The sequence below is a fragment of the Micromonospora sp. LZ37 genome (assembly GCF_059359015.1).
The window spans coordinates 497221-514362 of sequence record NZ_JCADBL010000003.1 but is presented as its reverse complement, the minus strand read 5'-3'; the positions used below and the strand labels follow the sequence as shown (position 1 = coordinate 514362).

At 74.7% G+C, this 17142-nt stretch carries 12 protein-coding genes, 1 tRNA gene and 1 pseudogene; 7 read left to right on the top strand and 7 right to left on the bottom strand.

All coding sequences use genetic code 11. The features are described from left to right. Position 1 precedes the first annotated feature (1 nt). The 3 genes from AC5L3Z_RS09935 to AC5L3Z_RS09925 all read right to left on the bottom strand — a co-directional run bounded on the left by AC5L3Z_RS09935 (position 2) and on the right by AC5L3Z_RS09925 (position 4286). Complete coding sequence (locus AC5L3Z_RS09935) at positions 2 to 1639, bottom strand: DUF6461 domain-containing protein (RefSeq protein WP_494841235.1); 1638 nt, start codon at positions 1637 to 1639, stop codon at positions 2 to 4. Positions 1640 to 2505: 866 nt separating this feature from the next. Beyond that, positions 2506 to 2844: a hypothetical protein gene (locus AC5L3Z_RS09930; RefSeq protein WP_494841234.1), complete on the bottom strand. Its 339-nt coding sequence runs from the start codon at positions 2842 to 2844 to the stop codon at positions 2506 to 2508. A gap of 1358 nt (positions 2845 to 4202) precedes the next feature. After that, positions 4203 to 4286 (bottom strand) — tRNA-Leu (locus AC5L3Z_RS09925). Positions 4287 to 4379: 93 nt separating this feature from the next. Here AC5L3Z_RS09925 and AC5L3Z_RS09920 point away from each other — a divergent pair. Beyond that, a pseudogene (locus AC5L3Z_RS09920) lies at positions 4380 to 4691 on the top strand (hypothetical protein); the annotation flags it as partial. A gap of 980 nt (positions 4692 to 5671) precedes the next feature. Here the strand turns inward: AC5L3Z_RS09920 and AC5L3Z_RS09915 are convergent. Both AC5L3Z_RS09915 and AC5L3Z_RS09910 read right to left on the bottom strand, forming a co-directional pair. Next, entirely contained in the window at positions 5672 to 6001 is a 330-nt protein-coding gene (locus AC5L3Z_RS09915; RefSeq protein WP_494841292.1) for a hypothetical protein, read from the bottom strand. Between the two features lie 33 nt (positions 6002 to 6034). Then, entirely contained in the window at positions 6035 to 6616 is a 582-nt protein-coding gene (locus tag AC5L3Z_RS09910; protein ID WP_494841291.1) for a hypothetical protein, read from the bottom strand. A gap of 205 nt (positions 6617 to 6821) precedes the next feature. On the opposite strand from AC5L3Z_RS09910, the gene AC5L3Z_RS09905 reads away from it, so the two are divergent. The 6 genes from AC5L3Z_RS09905 to AC5L3Z_RS09880 all read left to right on the top strand — a co-directional run bounded on the left by AC5L3Z_RS09905 (position 6822) and on the right by AC5L3Z_RS09880 (position 15257). After that, positions 6822 to 7556, top strand: coding sequence for a fibronectin type III domain-containing protein (locus AC5L3Z_RS09905; RefSeq protein ID WP_494841289.1), 735 nt, complete (start codon positions 6822 to 6824; stop codon positions 7554 to 7556). Between the two features lie 151 nt (positions 7557 to 7707). Further along, positions 7708 to 10341 carry a fibronectin type III domain-containing protein gene (locus tag AC5L3Z_RS09900; RefSeq protein ID WP_494841233.1) on the top strand — a complete coding sequence of 878 codons (2634 nt, stop codon included), beginning with the start codon at positions 7708 to 7710 and terminating at the stop codon, positions 10339 to 10341. Positions 10342 to 10370: 29 nt separating this feature from the next. After that, a complete protein-coding gene (locus AC5L3Z_RS09895; protein ID WP_494841231.1) occupies positions 10371 to 11369 on the top strand; it encodes an AAA family ATPase in 999 nt (332 codons plus the stop codon). 6 nt (positions 11370 to 11375) lie between these two features. Then, complete coding sequence (locus tag AC5L3Z_RS09890; protein ID WP_494841230.1) at positions 11376 to 12524, top strand: DUF58 domain-containing protein; 1149 nt, start codon at positions 11376 to 11378, stop codon at positions 12522 to 12524. Further along, entirely contained in the window at positions 12500 to 14929 is a 2430-nt protein-coding gene (locus AC5L3Z_RS09885; protein WP_494841229.1) for a transglutaminase TgpA family protein, read from the top strand. The genes AC5L3Z_RS09890 and AC5L3Z_RS09885 overlap by 25 nt, the downstream gene beginning before the upstream one ends. 64 nt (positions 14930 to 14993) lie before the next feature. Beyond that, on the top strand, positions 14994 to 15257 hold the full coding sequence (locus AC5L3Z_RS09880) for a hypothetical protein (protein WP_494841228.1): 264 nt from the start codon (positions 14994 to 14996) through the stop codon (positions 15255 to 15257). Here the strand turns inward: AC5L3Z_RS09880 and AC5L3Z_RS09875 are convergent. Then, on the bottom strand, positions 15200 to 16054 hold the full coding sequence (locus AC5L3Z_RS09875; RefSeq protein ID WP_494841227.1) for an SDR family oxidoreductase: 855 nt from the start codon (positions 16052 to 16054) through the stop codon (positions 15200 to 15202). The genes AC5L3Z_RS09880 and AC5L3Z_RS09875 overlap by 58 nt on opposite strands. Further along, a complete protein-coding gene (locus AC5L3Z_RS09870) occupies positions 16051 to 17031 on the bottom strand; it encodes an LLM class F420-dependent oxidoreductase (protein ID WP_494841288.1) in 981 nt (326 codons plus the stop codon). Before AC5L3Z_RS09870 ends, AC5L3Z_RS09875 begins: the two co-directional genes overlap by 4 nt. Positions 17032 to 17142 lie beyond the last annotated feature (111 nt).

The window sequence follows — 17142 nt, the reverse complement described above, 5'->3', positions numbered from 1 at the left end:
GTCACCAGGTGTCGACGGCGCCGAGGTGTTCGCCCGCGAAGTGCTCGGGTCGGGGGCGCACCCCCGCGATCAGACAGGCGATCTCGACCGGTGGCGGCAGGAAATGGTCGTCATCACGGGTGTCCCGGTAGCGCCCGAGTCCGATGGTGCGCATGAACGGGATGATCGCGTCCGGGCTCGTGCCATCGTCGGCCGGCCCGCCGGACTCCAGCGCGTCGCTTTCCGATTCCCATTCGTAGAGTGCCAAGGGTGTGCCGTCGGCAGACCAGCCGAGGAACTCATCGCCGTCGTAGTTCAGGGCGCAGACGACTGCCTGGGTGCCTCGGGACATTGATGTGATCTGGTCGGCGCCGTCCATGCCGTCCAGCTCGATAACCATTACCCAGTCGTCGATCTGTGCGGTGAACACCCGCTTCGGCAAGCCACCGTCGGCGTCCTGGACCATCGTGAGGTCCGTGTACGTCACCGGTGTGATCCGTCCGGCGTCGACGCCCAGCCGCAGCAACGCCTCCCTGGCGGAGATACCCCGCACCAGCGTGATCGAGTAGTTCTCGTCGATGTCGAGCAGGTCGAACCAGTCGGTAGGCAAGCCGCTCCCACGCGGCCGCGACGGTTTCGCGCGATCCTCCCGCTCACGGCGGGCGTACTCCCGCTCCAACCGGTCGAGCCGGGCTTCCTCCGCGGCGGTGCCGCTGCGATACACCTCCGAGCCGTCGTCCGAGACCAACACGACGTCACCGTCGTCGCCCACGACCAGGGCCGAGAGCACGTACGCCGCCGGATCCACACGCCGGCCGGTCCACTTGGCCAGCACCGTCGAGTCGGTGCCGGTCCGCAGCACCCCGTCGTACCCGAGGGTCAGCTCCGCGCCGGGGGCACCGGCCCGCCGCGACCAAACCATCCCGCCCCGAGAACGGGCCAGCACAGTCTCTCCGGCCGGGGCGTGCGAGAGGTGAAACCTACCGTTCGGGGAGGTAAGCGTTCCAGCCAGACGCTGCCCCCGGGTCATCCGGCCACCGGAGGCCGCCTGGTAACCCGCGAGGTCGGCCTCCGCCAGGGGATCCCGGCTCCAGCGCTGGAAGCCGTCCGGATCCACCAGAACCAGCCGACCGTCGTTGGTCACCACCGCGGCACTCACCCGCCGGTCGACGCCACCAGAACACCAGAGCGGGCGGCCATGCCCGTCCTCCAACACCAGATAACCGTCGGGCACCAGAACCAAGCGACCCGCGTCCTTCGGGGCAGCACCAACCCCACCAAGCTGCTCGCCGAACTCCTCGCCACCTGTCAGCAGTCCCGCGGGCACCGCACTCGATGCCATCGACAAGGCCGGCTCCCCGGAGAAGGCAGCAGAGACCTGGCCAGCGGCTTCATCCCAGCGGTGGACGAACTCAAGCCCACCGTCACGCCCCTGGACCCTCCAGAGGTCACCGGCATGTCCCCGGTCCCGCAAGGCCAACTCCCCGCCGCCGCGGTACTCCAGCGCGAAAGCCCCGTTGGCCGACACGAGCGACCCTCGCGACAGGGCCTCCCCGACCCGCAGAACATCCCGATCATCAATGCCCACGCGCACACTCCCCCTCCAAAAGAGCACGGAGAAGCCAGTCATACCCCCGCGCACAGCCAACAGGTCAGCCACCTACAAGATCATATTTTTGGCGGGCTGGGACAGCTACCCAAGCACCGGGCCAGGTAGGGGCGTAGCAGTAGCCCCTATTTAGAACGAAGAGCATCTTCTCTACACCGGACGTGTAGGTGTGCTCGCTCCCCACGGCTGCGCTCCACTAATCAGGACCACGGCTCGATGGCTGCCGCGATCTACAAGGGACGATGAGCACGTAGAGCCTACGGGTGCACTCTGACATCCTTAACCGAACGGCAGCCTCTACGCAGGCGTCGATGTCCTCTAGGCTCTCGCTGCTATCGACTTCTGCGTTCGGGCCGAAGGCATCCGCTCATGCCGCCGACCGGGCGCAACGTGACTCGACGAGGCGCGGTGTGCCGAATGCTCGGCAGTCACCGTGGCTCCGACCAGTTGGCGTTCTGCCGCCGCAGCCGGGCACATAAGCCCGCCGGTCACCGCCACCTCGAACACCACGATATTTGGCGGCTCCGCCTCGTTCGCGGCTCTCCCAAGCCATCCGGCGCTTACAGGCGCGTTTGGGGTGCCATGGTGGCTGTCGGATCGGGAGATTAGGACGAGGATGAGCCGGGCGGCTTTGAGGGCGAGCCAGGCGGCGGGCGGGGCTTGTATGCGCCGAGAACGGCGTCAGGGTCGGAGATCACCTTGGGTGCCGCCGTTGCTCTACCCGCGCGGCTAGTGCCATGACCAAGAAACGTTTGCGGTGTTGGGTGACACGGCGCCCGGGCTGACGGCTGGGCGGTCGCCGCGAGTCCGGTCGGCGAGCATCTGGGCGCGGCCTACGATTCGGCGGTAGGTTCCTGGGCCTGCCCCGTTTCGCATGAGTACATCGTCTTGCAGGCATTGGCTCCCTGGCCGGTCGCTCAGCAGAGCGTCCAGTCTTCAACAGCAACGACGCGCGCCTCAGCCTGGGCTGCCGAGATGCGGTGCCGCTTCGCGAGGTCTGCTAGCACGGCTTCCTCACTGACGTCGAGGTTGTCCTCCGTTGCGTCATTGAATTCGGCGTTCAGCACGTAAGCCTGCTCCGTCGGAACCCTGCACTCGCTCGGTTCTACCAGCTTCTCCCGAACCTGCGCAGGGTTGAGCCTGTACCCCCGCCATGACAAACCGTCGCCCCTCGCGGCATCCGCCCAACGTCCGTCCGGCGCCCACTCGAAGACCGCAAAGCTGGGCACAACCTCTCGCCGGTCGTAAGTGATCACGACTGACAGCGCCTGCCAGCCCTGCCCTCGGTGGCTTTCCACGATCTGCGACGCCGCATCCGTAACCTGCTGTCTCGTTACAGGAAATGCGTGAAGCTCAGCGCGGACGGCCAGACGGCGAGCGCCGGACCCGCCGCTCACATCCCGTCGCTCGAAGACTTCATAGGCGGGCGAGGCTGGTACGCCGCCAGGTGTCGCTGCCGCGGGTGGCGTACCAACCGTCTCGGGTGGCCGGGTGGGCGATGGAGCGGTGACCACAGGTTCAGCGACCCGCGTGCCGGCCGAGGTCCTTGAGGCGGTAGTAGGGCTGGCCTGAGCGGCTTGCGGCGGTGCGGTGTCACCGAGGATGAGTCCGATGGTGGCCACGATGCTTCCGCCGGCGCAGCACATGACCAGCACGCCTACAGCAGCCAGTATCAAAGCAGTTCCCGACTTCAACGTCGGGCCTGTCCTTCCAGGGGCGGCAGGGGGCGCAGGCGGTACTGGCGGCCGCCATCCGGGCGTGTCGCCGTGGGCCACAGTCGGCTGCTGTTCCGAGGGCCCAGGCGAACTACTCGGCGACTGTGGCATGGCGCCTCCGATGTTGATGGCGTCCTCTGATTGTCGTCGCCAACCTGGTCGTGTGCGTTCCACCAATCGGGGAACAGGGACCAACCGCATGGTGCGGCCGCCAGTAGGGTCGCATTCAGACAGCTCGCCTGCTCGCCGACTCACCGACGACTGGGATCATCAAAACTCGCCCTGGTCCGGACGTCGGTGGCGCAACTCGCTTCCGGCGGAGACCAGCCGGAACAGCCTTGGCCCGCGGAGGCGGGTCGCCTCCTCACCAGTCCCACGCCCCCGCAACGTGTACCTGCGGGAGGACGCCCTTGCCGACCCGTTTGACACCTGGCTGGCCTCCGCCTTCGCGCCCCACCGCATCGAACAAACGATCACCGCGATGGCCCAGGCCCAGGCCCAGGCCTCTGGATCATCCGGCCGCAACCGGCACAGCAGCCCAGACGATCATCACCGAGTGCGACGCCAAGCTGGAGCGCTACCGCGCCGCCTTCGATGCTGGCGCCGACCCCGCGGTAGTCAGTCACCGGCTCGCTCGCCCAGACACAGGCCGAACGCGCCCGTGCGGAAGCAGATCTCCACGCAAACGCGGGCACCACCCCGCGCCGGATAAGCCGAGCAGAAACCACAACCCTGGTGACTGCGCTCGGCGACATCACCACCGTGCTCCGCGACGCCGATCCCGCCGACCAAGGCCGAGGTCTACCGCCAACTCGGACTTCCGGCTCACCTCTGGGCCTGAAACGCAAACGGTGCGCGCTGCAGTGGATCTCAGCGCGCACCATTGGGGCAATGATTTGTGTCCGAGGGGGGACTTGAACCCCCACGCCCTATACGGGCACTAGCACCTCAAGCTAGCGCGTCTGCCATTCCGCCACCCGGACTTGCTCGTTCAGCCTACCCTGTCGGCTCCGGCCCCCTTCGGACCGGTCAGCCGCCCTGGCGGGCCGCACGGGGCATTACTGTACACGGCCCGGGTGGATCATGCACATCGCCGCTCGGCGAGCCAGCACCGGCAGCGTTTGCCCAGGTCAGTGACGTGCCGGCCGCGTACGGACGGGCGGCTGCGCCGGGCGGGTAGCGTCCGGGCACCGTCTACCGGCAGCATTGCTCAGGTGTCACAGCCCTCACCCCTCGCCGCCGCCCAGCACCGGGCGCTCGCCCTGCGCTCCGCCGGTGATCTCTCGGCCGCCCGCCGACTGCTCGCCGACACGATCGCCTCGGCGCGCCCCGCGTACGGCGAGGACCACCCCGAGCTGCTCGGCACCGCTCACCTGTTGGCCAGGTTGCACCGGGAGGCGGACGACCCGGCCGCCGCGCGGCGGCTGCTGGAGGAGGCGTACGCCGCCGGCGAGCGCCGGCTCAGCGGCGCCGACCCGCTGATGCTGGCACTCTGCTTCGACCTCGCCGCCGTCGCCGAGGAACTGGGCAACCGGCACGAGGCCCGCCGCAACTACACCCGCGTCGCCACCGCCGGGCCCGCCGTACTCGGCGAACACCACCCGGCGGTACGGACGGCCCGGCAGTACCTCGACGCGCCCGCCCCGCCCGCCCCGCCCCAGCAGGTCGCGCAGCCCGGCCCGGCGCCGCGCCCCGGTCCACCCTTCCCGCACCAGCCCGGCCCGGCCCGGGTACCCTCGCCGCCCCAGCTCCCTGTGCCCCCCGCACCGCAGACCGGACCGGCGACGTACGGGCCGGCGCGACCGGTCCCGCCCGCGCCGCCGATGCCCCCGGGGCCCCGCCAGACCCCGTTCCCGCCCGCGCCGCAGATCCCGGCCCCACCCGCGCCGCAGGTGTCTCCGCAGCAGCCCCGACCGGTCTCCGCGCCGTACGCTCCGGGTCCACCCCGACCGACCCCCGTGCCGCCCCCGCCGCACGTCCCCCCGCCGAGCCGGCAGGTGTCGGTGCCGCCCGCCCCCCAGGTCCCGATGCCGCGATCGGCGCACACTCACGCCCCGCCCCCCACGCCCGCGCAGCCGGGGCCGGCGACCGACTCCCCGTGGGCGCCGCCGCACCTGCGCTCACCGGCCGTGCCACCCGCACCGCCACGTCAGGTGCCCCCGGCGCCGGTCGTACCACCCCCACCACGTCAGGTGCCGGTGGCACCGGTGCCGCCTACTCAGGTGCCGGTCGCGCCACCGCGCGCCACCGCGCCCGCCTTCCCGGCACCGCCGCAGCCGCAGCCGTCCCAGGGCGCCGCGGCGTCGCAGCCGGCTCAGGCCGCCGCATCACCCGCTCCACCGCACTCCCCCGCTGCTCCCCCGGTCAGTCAGGCCGCCCGGCCGTCGCACCACGCCATGCCGCCCGCGCCGCACGCCGCCCCGCCCACCGCGCCCGCGCCACGGCCAGCGCCCGTGCCGCCGACGCAGGTGCCGCCAGCGGCGACCCGGCCGGTGTCGGCCCCGCCGGTCAGCTCGCCACCGGCCTCCTGGACGCCGCAGCCGGACGCGGTGCCCCCGGCGCCGGTCGTCACGCCGCCGCCGGCTGTGACGTCGCCGCCGCCCGCCCCCGACGCCGGTACGCCGCAGCGGATCGCCCCGGCGGACCGCGCTCCCACCACCCCGTCGGCTCCGGCGCCCCAGTCGGTCCGGCCCGCCACCCCGGACAGCACCGCTCAGGCGCCCCGACCCGCTCAAAGCTGGGATCGGCCCACGATCCAGGTGCAGCAGATCGATCCGCTGCTCCGCGAGGAGGCCGAACGAAGGACCCAGTCGGCGGCCCCCGCCACCGCAACGACCCGCCCGCAGGCCACACCGGTAAGCGCACCGCCGGTCAGCGCACCCCCGGTGAGCGCCGCACCCGTCGCCGCGCAGCCGGTCAGCACGCCACCGACCGCCCCGGTAGCGGTCAGCACACCACCGGCCACCCCGCACCCCGTCAGCGCGCCACCGTTCAGCGCGCCCCCGGCCGACGCGCCGCCGTCCCGGCCGGTCAGCACGCCGCCGACGGCGAGCGTCGTGCCGTCGCCGAGCCACCCGGTCAGCTCACCCCCGGCGACCATGCCCAGCCACCCGGTCGACGCGCCGATGAGCGCGACGCCGCCCAGCACAGCACCCGAGCGGCCGGTCAGCGCGGCACCCTTCAGCCCGTCCGCGCCGGACACGCCAGCGGCACCCACCCAGCCGGTCAGCGCCCCACCTCGACCGGTCAGCACGCCGCCGGCACCACCCCACCCGGTCAGCACGCCACCCGCACCGCCCCACCCGGTCCCCATGCCACCGGCACCGCCCTACCCGGTCCCCACGCCACCGGTGCCGCCCCACCCGGTCCCCACGCCACCCGCACCGCCCCACCCGAGCACGCCTCCGTGGCCCGCGCACCCGGTGAGCACACCGCCGCACTCCCCACACCCCGTCAGCACGCCGCCCGTCAGCACACCGCCCTACTCCCCGCACCCGGTCAGCACGCCGCCGTGGGGGATGACCGCGCCGCCGTGGAGCAGCGCCGCCCCGCCGCAGCCGCTGACCACCACGACCCCGGACGAGACCGGGCGGGCCAAGGAGCACACCGCGCCCGCGCAGACCGACGCCGACGGCGCGACCGATCTGGTCGACGGGTCCGTCGTCGCCTACGACGTGCCGGAGCGGCGGGCGGACGGCGGCGACCCGTCGACGCCCGTACCGCCGTCACCGGCGGAGGACGGGCCGTACCCGGCGGTCAGCCCGGTGTTCGCACCGCCACCGCCGCCGGCGTACCCGGTGCCGGCCGAGCCGGAGCGGCGCGGCCGGGGCCGCACGGTGGCGGCCGTCGTGGCCGGGGTGGCCCTGGTGGCCACGGCCGGTGTTGTCGGGGCGATCGCGCTCGACCGCGACGCGCCAGCGCCGACCTCGGGTTCGGCGGCCACCCCGGGTGCCCCGAAGGCGACCGGCGCGCCGCCCGGTGACCTGAAGCTGCGCGACGACGGCACCGCCATCACGATCAGCTGGTCCGACCCGACCGGCGGGGCGGTGCCCTTCATGGTCGCCGGTGGGCGGGCCGGCCGGTCCCTCGGCGTGATGGCGACCGTCGACCCGGGGCAGACGAGTCACACGGTGAACGGGCTGAACGCCAGCGTGGACTACTGCTTCACCGTGCTGGCGGTCTACTCCACGGACGCGTTCGCCACCTCCGGTCAGGTCTGCACCGACCGGGAGCGGCCCAGCCCGTCGAGCTGACCCGCGTCCACTCCGCACACGCTCAGTGTCCACAGGGGGACGGTACGGGTTCCCTCGTCCCGGGCCGGCCCATATGATGTCCCACGGCTCAGGGGAGGGTCGCCGGGCACGGCGCGCCACCTGGGACGACCGGACGGGGAGGCAGTTGGCTGTGGCCAGCATCGACGACGCCGTGAGCACCGACACCGCCGCAACCCCGCGCCGCTCCCGGATGCGGGGCGGTCTGGTGACCGTCGGGCTGGTGGCGGCGCTGCTGGCCGCGATGGGGCTCACCGTGCTCGGGTTGGGCGCCGCGGACAACGCGGTCGCCAACTACGACGCCAGCAGCTGGTTGTGGAGCGCGGCGCGGGGCGAGATGGCCCGGGTCAACGGGGTCACCGCGCGGGTGGACACCCGGGTGGAGATCCCCAACGCCCGGCGGCATCCGGTGCAGGTCGCCCAGACCGACCGGCTGCTCATCCTGCGGGACCTGCACACCGGGCAGGTCAGCTCGCTGGACCTGGCCACCCTCCAGATCACCGCGAGCACGCGGACCACCCCCGGGCTGGGGGTCAACGTGGTGCTGCACGAGGACGCGGCCTTCGTGGTGGACGCGGTGCAGGGCGTCGTCCGGCAGCTCGACCCCCGGTCGCTGACGCCGGTCGGCGAGCCGGTGCGCTACCCGCCGGGCATCACCGGTGGCGCGTTCGACGGCAAGGGTCGGCTCTGGGTGGCGATCCCCGGCGAGGGCACCGTCTCCGCGATCACCGCGGCGGAGCTGCCCTCCGCGCCCGCCACGACGGCCCCCGGCGGCGGCCTCAGCCCGAAGCAGGTCGAGACGTACACCGTCGCGGAGCCGAACCACGAGCTGGTGGTCTCCACCCTGGACGACGGGGTGGCGGTGCTGGACCGCACCTCCGCCTCGCTGGTCACGGTCCGCGCCGGCACCACCCGGCGCACCCCGCTCGGGACCACCGCCGCCGGCACGCTACCGGCCCGGACCAGCGGCCCGGCCGTGCCCGTCACGGTCAGCGGCGAACGCCGGGTGCACGTCGTCGGCGACGGCGGCGAGCTGACCCGGTTCACCGTGCCGGGTCGCGGTGACCGGCTCAGCCCGGCGGTGGCCTGGGCGGGCAGGTTCTACTGCGCCGACGAGGTCAACGGGGCGATCTACGCCTTCGACGGCGCCGGACAGCTGGTCGACACCATCCGGGGCCGGGGCACCACCGGCCCGCTGGAGCTCGACGTGCGGGAGAACCACCTCTTCATCAACAATCCCGACTCGTCCACCGCCCGGGTCGTCGACGACAAGCACCAGGTCCGCGAGGTCAACAAGTACGCCAACGACGTGCTCGGCGGGGACCCGCCGCCGGTGCCCCCGCCGCCGCCCCCGCCGAAGAAGCCGAAGGTGGGCAAGCCGAGCGCGCCGCGCAGCGTGACGGCCTCCGCCGGCAACGCGCAGGCCCGGGTGAGCTGGAAGCCGGCCGCCGCGAACGGCGCCGAGATCACCCGGTACGTCGTCGAGGGCGGCGGCCAGAAGCACGAGGTGGGCGCCAACCAGCGCGCCATCGAGGTCACCGGCCTGACCAACGGTCAGGAGTACACCTTCGCGGTGCGCGCGGTGAACGCCAAGGGTGACGGTCCGGCGCGCCGGAGCAACCCGGTCACCCCGACCGCGGCGGTGCCCGATCCGCCGGCGGCCGTCACCGCCGAGGCCCGCCCCGACGGCACGGTGCTGGTGAAGTGGCCGGCCGCGAACGGCCAGGGCAACACCATCGCGACGTACGCGGTGACGGCGACCTCGGCCGGCGCGACCGCCCCGGCCGGTGAGTCGACGAAGACCGAGCTGATCGTCTCGGCCGGCGAGCTGGAGTACGGCACCCAGTACGCCTTCACGGTCGTCTCCGTCAACGACAAGGGCGCCGGCTCGGCGGCCTCCCCGGTGAGCAACAGCGTGGTGCCCTTCGCCGCGCCGGAGCAGCCCGCCGACCTGCGGGCGACCACGGTGCCCGACCGGCCGGGGACGATCGCGGTGCAGTGGTCGCCGGCGGTGGAGAACGGCCGCCCGATCACGAAGTACCTGGTCGACGTGGGGGGTCGGGTCAGCGAGGTGACCGACACCCGGACCACGGTGGAGGGCCTGGGTGACGGGCGGAACGTCACGGTGAAGGTCAAGGCGGTCAACGAGGCCGGCCCCGGCCCGGAGGCCACCGCCACGGCCCGTACGGTGGCCGCGCCGCGGGTGACGGTGACCGGCTCCTCGGCGACCGCCACTTCCGCCACCGTCACCTTCACCGTCGACGCCGGCGGCGGTCAGGCCACCTGTTCGTTGAGCGTCGCCGGGGAGAAGCCCAAGGCGGGCCCCTGTTCCAGCATCACGATGCCGGGGCTGACCCCGGGTACGGCGTACACGTTCACGGTCACGGCGAGCAACGCCGCGGGCCAGGGCACCGCCACGCGGGCCCAGTCCACCGACGCGCTGTACGGCGTGGCCACCTGCCGCAACGGCTCCTCCGGCGCGGAGGCGAGCTACTGCACCCGGGAGATCCCCCGGGAGCGCAACGGCAACGAGATCTTCGAGGTCACCCGGCAGGACGACGACCGGCAGGCCGGTTGGGTCGCCAACGGCACCCGCCTCAAGGCGTACTGCAAGAAGTCGGGCGAAGAGGTCTACGCCTACATCTACAACAACGACAAGCGCAGCACCTGGTGGGTGCAGGTCGACTACCGGGGAAAGAACTACATCCCCTGGGCCTGGCTCAACCTCGAGGGCGGCGACGACATCAAGATCCTGCCCACCTGCTGACCGCACCGCAGCCGAGGAGCACCCGCACCGTGAACAGCACCCACGAACCGCTCACCCAGCCGGAGGTCCAGGGCTTCGCCGCCCTGGCCGCCCGGCTGGCGGAGAACGTCAACGCGGTCGTGCTGGGCAAACCGCAGGTGGTCCGGCTGGCGTTGACCGCGCTGTTCGCCCAGGGGCACGTCCTGCTGGAGGACGTGCCGGGCGTCGGCAAGACCACCCTGGCCCGGGCGATCGCCGCCACCGTCAAGGGCGAGTGGCGGCGCATCCAGTTCACCCCCGACCTGCTGCCCTCCGACGTCTCCGGGGTGACCATCTTCAACCAGGCGACCCGGGGCTTCGAGTTCCATCCCGGCCCGGTCTTCGCCAACATCGTCATCGCCGACGAGATCAACCGGGCGTCGCCGAAGACCCAGTCGGCGCTGCTGGAGGTGATGGAGGAGCGCACCGTCACCGTGGACGGCGTCCGGCATCCGGTGCCGCAGCCGTTCCTGGTGGTGGCCACCCAGAACCCGGTCGAGATGGACGGCACCTACCGGCTGCCCGAGGCCCAGCTGGACCGCTTCCTGGTGAAGCTCTCCGTCGGCTACCCCGACGAGGCGGTCGAGGTGGAGGTGCTGCGCGGGGCCACCGTCCGCTCCCCCGAGGCGCTCACCGCGGTCACCGACACGGCCACCGTCGGGGAGATGGTCCGGATGGCCCGCCGGGTGCACATCGCCGAGCCGCTCTACGCGTACGCGGTCCGGTTGGCCGCGGCGACCCGCACCCACCCGCAGGTGCGGGTCGGGGTGAGCCCCCGGGGCGTGATCGCGTTGACCCGGGCGGCGTGCGCGTACGCGCTGATCGACGGTCGGGGCTGGATCATGCCGGAGGACCTCAAGGCCCTCGCCGAGCCGGTCTTCGCGCACCGGCTGCTGCTCACCCCGGACGCGCAGGTGCGCGGGGCGACCGCCGCCGAGGTGCTGCGCCAGGCCATCGCTTCGGTGCCGGTGCCGCTGCCGTCGGGCCAGCCGGCCCCCGTGCACGGCTGACCCGCGGTGGGGATCACCGCCCGGGGCGTCGGGCTGGCCGTTGCCGCCGTGCTGCTGCTCGTGGTGGGTTTCCGCTTCGCGTACCCGGAGTTGACGTTGCTCGGCGCGGCGGCCGCGGTCGCGGTCGGGCACGCGGTGGGCACGGCGGCCTGGCGGCCCCGGCTGGAGGTGACCCGCCGCGCCGACCCGGACCGGGTGGCCCGGGGCGAACCGGCGCACATGACGGTGACGGTGCGCAACACGGGACGGCTGCGGGCGGCGAACCTGCTCGCCGAGGAGCGGTGTGGGACGACGACGGTGCCCGTTCCGGTGCTGCGGCTGCGCCCGGGCCGGGACACGACGGTCAGCTACGAGGTGCCGACCCACCGCCGGGGCGTGGTGCCGGTGGGGCCGCTGCGGGTGACCCGGCGTGACCCGCTGGGCCTGGTGGCGCTCTCCCGCCCGTACGGCGCCACGGTGCCGGTCTGGGTGCACCCGCGGATCCACCCGCTGAGGGCGGTGCCGACCGGCGCGGGTCGCAGCCTGGACGGCCGGGTGGACAGCGTCCCCCACGGCTCGATCACCTTCGACTCGCTGCGCGAGTACGTGGTCGGCGACGAGCTGCGCCGGGTGCACTGGCGGACCAGCGCCCGGGTGGGCGAGCTGATGGTGCGGGAGAACGTGGACACCAGCCTGCCCCGGATCGTGGTGCTGCTGGACAACCGGGCCGCCGCCCATCCCGACCGGGCCGACGGGGTGGCCGAGTCGTTCGAGGCGGCGTGCGAGGCGGCCGCCTCGGTGGTCACCGCCGCGGTGCGGGAGGACCTGCCGGTGGTGCTGCTGCTGGTGACCCCCGGCGACGACCGGGCCGGCGCACCGCCGCTGGACCGGCTGGCCGCCGTGGAGCTGGGCGAGGGCGACGCCGGCACGCTGCACGCGGCGGCGGGCCGGCTGCGTCACGACCGGCTCGGTGACACGCTGGTCTTCCTCACCGGGCCGGGTGGCCGCGACGACCTTGGGCAACTGGGCGCGCTGCGCCGGGCGTACCCGTCGGTGGTGGGGGGGGTCTTCGGCGCGGACGGGCCGACGCCGGCCGCGGCGGCCGGCCTGGTGGTGGTGGACGCGGCCGACGGCGCGGCGTTCGCCGCCGAGTGGGACGGGGTCCGCCGGTGGTGACGGTGACCGACGCGGCGCCGGCCCGCGACGGCGCGGCGCCCGACGGTGCCGGGCCGGGCGGGCGTCCGGGCCGGACGGTGGGGGCGGTGCTGCGCGCGGCGCCCGTGCCGCTGGCGCTGGTCGCGATGATCGGCCTGGCCGGCGTGGTGCTCGGCCGGGTGTACGCGGGCAACCTGCTGACCACGCTGATGTGGGGCGCGGCGGTCGGCTCGGTGGCGGTGAGCGTGGCCGCCCGCCGGCTGCCCTCCTGGCTGGTGGCGCCGGTGTCGGTGGTCGTCATGGCCGGCTGGACGGCCTGGTCGCTGCGGGTGGCCGCCCGGCACGCCGCGCTGCCCGGCGGCTTCGGTGAGGTGGTCGCCGACGCGGCCCGCAACGGCATCCCCCGGCTGCTCACCGCGATGATCCCGGTCGAGCCGGCGCCGGACACCGTGCTGGTGCCGCTGGTGGCGGCCTGGCTGGCCGGCCTGGCCGGCGCGGAGGTGGCGCTGCGGGCCGGGCGGGTGCTGCTCGGGCTGCTGCCCCCGGCGCTGCTCTACGCGGGCGCGCTCTACGTGGTCGGGCCGAACGCCGACCCGGCGGTCCGGCCCACGGTCGCCCTCGTCGCGGTGGTGGCGCTGGCCCTCGCCGCGCCGGGCGGGCGGTCCGGCCCGGCCGGCGCCGACCCGAGCGCCGGGCTGGCCCCGGCGGTCCGGGTGGCCGTCCGGGCGCGCCTGGCGGCGACCGCCGCCCTCGGCGTGGCCGTGGTGGTGGGGCTGACCGCGCTGCTCGGCCCGGTGCTCGCCGCCCGGGTGGACGGGCGGCCGGTGGACCCGCGCCGCTACGTCGAGCCGCCGCGGGTGGAGTCGCTGGACGAGAATCCGCTGATCCGGATCTCCGGGTGGGCGTTGAACCCGGACCAGAAGCTGCTGGAGGTGGCGACGGAGACCTCCGGTGGGCCGGCCGGCGAGCAGACCCGGATCCGGTTGGCGGTGCTCAGCGACTACGACGGGGTGACCTGGCGGGTCGGGGCGACGTACCGCAACGCGGGGCGGATCCTGCCGGCGGCGGCGCCCGGCCCGGGGCGGCTGGACACGGTCCGGCAGGAGATCACCGTGGCGGACCTGACCGGGCGGCTGCTGCCGGCGGTGGCCACCCCACGGGAGGTCAGCGGCGCGCGGGTGGCCTACGACCCGGCGACCGGGACGCTGATCCGGCCGGAGGGACTCTCGCCGGGGCTGCGGTACGAGGTCGACTCGGTGCGGGAACGGCCGGACGTGGACCTGCTCGCCACCGCCGACGTACCGGCCGGGGACGAGGTGGCCCGGGTGCTGCGGGTGGCCGACGGGGTGCCCGAGCCGGTGCGCCGGCTCGCCGGTCAGCTGGCCGAGGAGAACGGCGCCCCGTACGCCCGCGCGGAGGCGATCGAGCGGTTCCTCGCCGAGCACTACCGGGTGGTGGCGGACGCGCCCAGCGGGCACGCCTACCCGAACCTGAGCTTCTTCCTGTTCGGGCCGCGCGACGGCGGTGGGCAGCGGGGCACGTCGGAGCAGTTCGCGGCGGCGTTCGCGGTGCTGGGCCGGCTGGCCGGGCTGCCCACCCGGGTGGTGGTGGGTTTCGAGTCGCGGGGTGACGGGCCGGTCCGGGCCGCCGACGCGTACGCCTGGCCGGAGGTGCTCTTCTCCGGGGTGGGTTGGGTGCCGTTCGACCCGCTGCCCCGCCCCGACGACGAGCCCCGCCCGGTGGAGGAGGATTTCCGCCCGACGCCGGAGGACCCGCCGCCGTCGGAGGTGCCGGAGCCGACCCTGGAGCCGACCGCGACCCCACCGGCGGTGGCGGCGTCGGGCGGGGCGGCCGGTGAGCGGGGTGTGCCGGTGCCGTTGCTGGTGGGCGGCGGGGCGGGTGGCCTGCTGCTGCTGGTGGGGGCGGTGCTGGTGGCGTTGGCCGGGATGCGCCGGGCGCAGGCCCGGGCGCGGTTGGAGCGGGGCGACCCCGGCGAGCGCATCGCCGGCGCCTGGCGGCAGGTCACCGACGCGTTGCGGCTGGCCGGGCGGCCGGTCGGGGACGACCTGGCCGCCACGGAGGTGGCGGCACGCGCCCGGGCCACCCTGGCCGAGGCCCACGCCGCCCACACCGCCCCGGCCCGCGCCGGGACGGCCGGTGAGCCGACGGGCGGTGAGCCGACGGCGGGACGGAGTGGGACGGTCGGCGGCGCCGCCGCGGTGGGCCCGCCGGACGGGCCGGACGTCGACGAGCTGGCGGGGCTGCTCAACCAGGTCGGCTTCGCCCCCGGCACGGCGTCCGGCGAGCAGGCCGCCCGTGCGGCGGCGGTGGCCACGGCGTACGTGGGCGCGTTGCGCGACGCCCGGCCCTGGTGGCGCCGGGTCCTCTGGTCGGTGCGTCCCGGCCCGCTGCGCTGGCGGCGCTGACGCTTGCCGATGGTCGTTACCGTCGGAACATGCCTGGGTCTGGCTGCTCGTCGCGCTGACCGTCGTGGCCGTGTCCGTGCCGGCCACCGTGCTCCTCGTCCTGCGCCGCACCCGCCGACGTCGGCCCCCGACCCGGCAGGAGCGGCTGGCCGCCGCCGCGCGGGCGGCGCGGCAGCTCCGGCGGTCGTCGCCCCGGCCGCACCGGGACACCTTCGAGCGGGGCGCCGATCCCCGGGACCGCTACTCCGCCGGGTTGCTGGAGAACAGCGCCTACGGCGACGCCGCCGGGGGCAGCGGCGGGGGCGGCGGAGGCGGCGGGGGCGACTGAGTCGATCCGGCCTGGAGCCGGCGGACGAGTTTGCGCAGGCCCGCCTGCCAGCCGTCCGGGTCCTCGGCGCGGCGCAGCGCGTAGCCGGCGACCTCGGCGTGCGGCAGGATCAGGAAACGCTCCTCGGCCAGCCCGGCGATCGCCGCGTCGGCGACCTGGTCGGGGGTGAGCACCGCACCGGAGGCGGCGATCACCCGGGCGCCCAGGTGGCCGGCGGCGAGCCCGTCGGCGAGCATCGGGGTGTCCACGCCCTGCGGGCAGAGCGCGCTGACCCGGATCCCCCGGTCCCGGTAGGTGATCGCCAACCACTCGGCGAAGCCGACCGCCGCGTGCTTGGTGGCGGTGTACGGGGCGTCGCCCACCGCGGTCAGCACGCCCGCCGCCGAGCAGGTGTTCAGCAGGTAGCCCTCGCCGCGTTCGAGCATCGCCGGCAGGACGGCGCGGGCGGCGTACACGTGAGAGAGGACGTTGACCCGCCAGGCCCGGTCCCAGACCGGGTCGGCCGCCTCGACGCCCGCCCCGGTGGCCACGCCCGCGTTGGCGCAGAACAGGTCGATCCGGCCGTACCGGCGCTCGGTGTCGGCGACGAGCTCGCGGACCTGGTCCTCGTCGGCGACGTCGACGCCCACGGCCCGGGCGACCGGGCCGATGCTGGCGGCGACCACGGCGACCGCCGCGGCGTCCAGGTCGGCCAGGACGAGCGCGGCCGCGCCCTCGGCGGCGAACCGGCGGGCCAGCGCGGCGCCGATGCCGCCCGCGGCTCCGGTGACCACCGCCACCCGGTCGGTCAGGTTCATGCCCGCTCCTCCCCCGCCACGCCCAGCCGGGCGATCAGTTCACCGAGCGCCGCCGCGCCCCCGCCGGTCAGCTCCGGGGTGGGCAGCAGCGCCAGCACCGGCACGTCCACCCCGGCCTCGGCGTACCGGCGCGCCTCGGCGCGGCAGTGCTCGGGCGAGCCGTGCAGCACCAGCGCGTCGACCACCTCGTCCGGCACTGCCGCGCCGGCACCCCGCCGGTCCCCGGCCGCCCAGGCCGCCCACATCGGGCCGAGCGCGCTCTCCCGGCCAAGCCAGCGGTGGAACTGCGCGTACGCGGGCACGGTCAGGTAGCTGGTGATCAGGCGGCGGCCGAGGGCGCGGGCGTAGCCGGCGTCCTCGGTGGGGCAGACGAAGATCCGCGCGACGACGTCGAAGTCGGGCCCGCGCCCACCGAGCTCGGCCAGGGCCTTCGGCACGTCGTCGGCGGCGAGCCAGTTGAGGATGACCCCGTCGGCCTCGGCCGCGGCGAGCCGGAGCATCCCGGGGCGCAGCGCGGCCAGCAGCACCGGCGGCGGCACGGCCGGCGGGCGTTCCAGGCTGAACCGGCGTACCGCGAAGGTGTCGAACGCGCCGTCGACGGTCTGCCCGGCCAACGCGGCCCTCAGGAAGCGCAGGACGTCCCGGGTCCGCCGGAACGGCTCGGTGAACGGCACCGCGTTCCAGTCCTTGACCAGCACCGGCGAGGAGGCGCCGATGCCGAGCGCGAAATGGCCCGGCGCCGCCTCGGCGAGCGCCGCCGCGCTCATCGCCAGCAGCCCCGGCCCCCGGGTGAAGACCGGGGTGATGGCGGTGCCGAGGCGCAGCCCGGGCTGCCAGGCGGCGGCCAGGGCGAGGGGGGTGAACGCGTCCGCCCCGTTGACCTCCGAGGACCAGACGTCGGTGAAGCCGGCCCGGGCCAGGGCCGCGTAGACCGCGGCGTGGTCGGCGAGCGGGATGCCGCCCAACGGCACCGTCATGCCCCATCGGTTCGTCATCCGGTCGATCGTGCCCGTTCGACCGGATCGGGACAAGGGCGCAAGCGGCGGGGGCGACCATCGGCGACCGCCGTTGCGCGACGGTGGCAACCG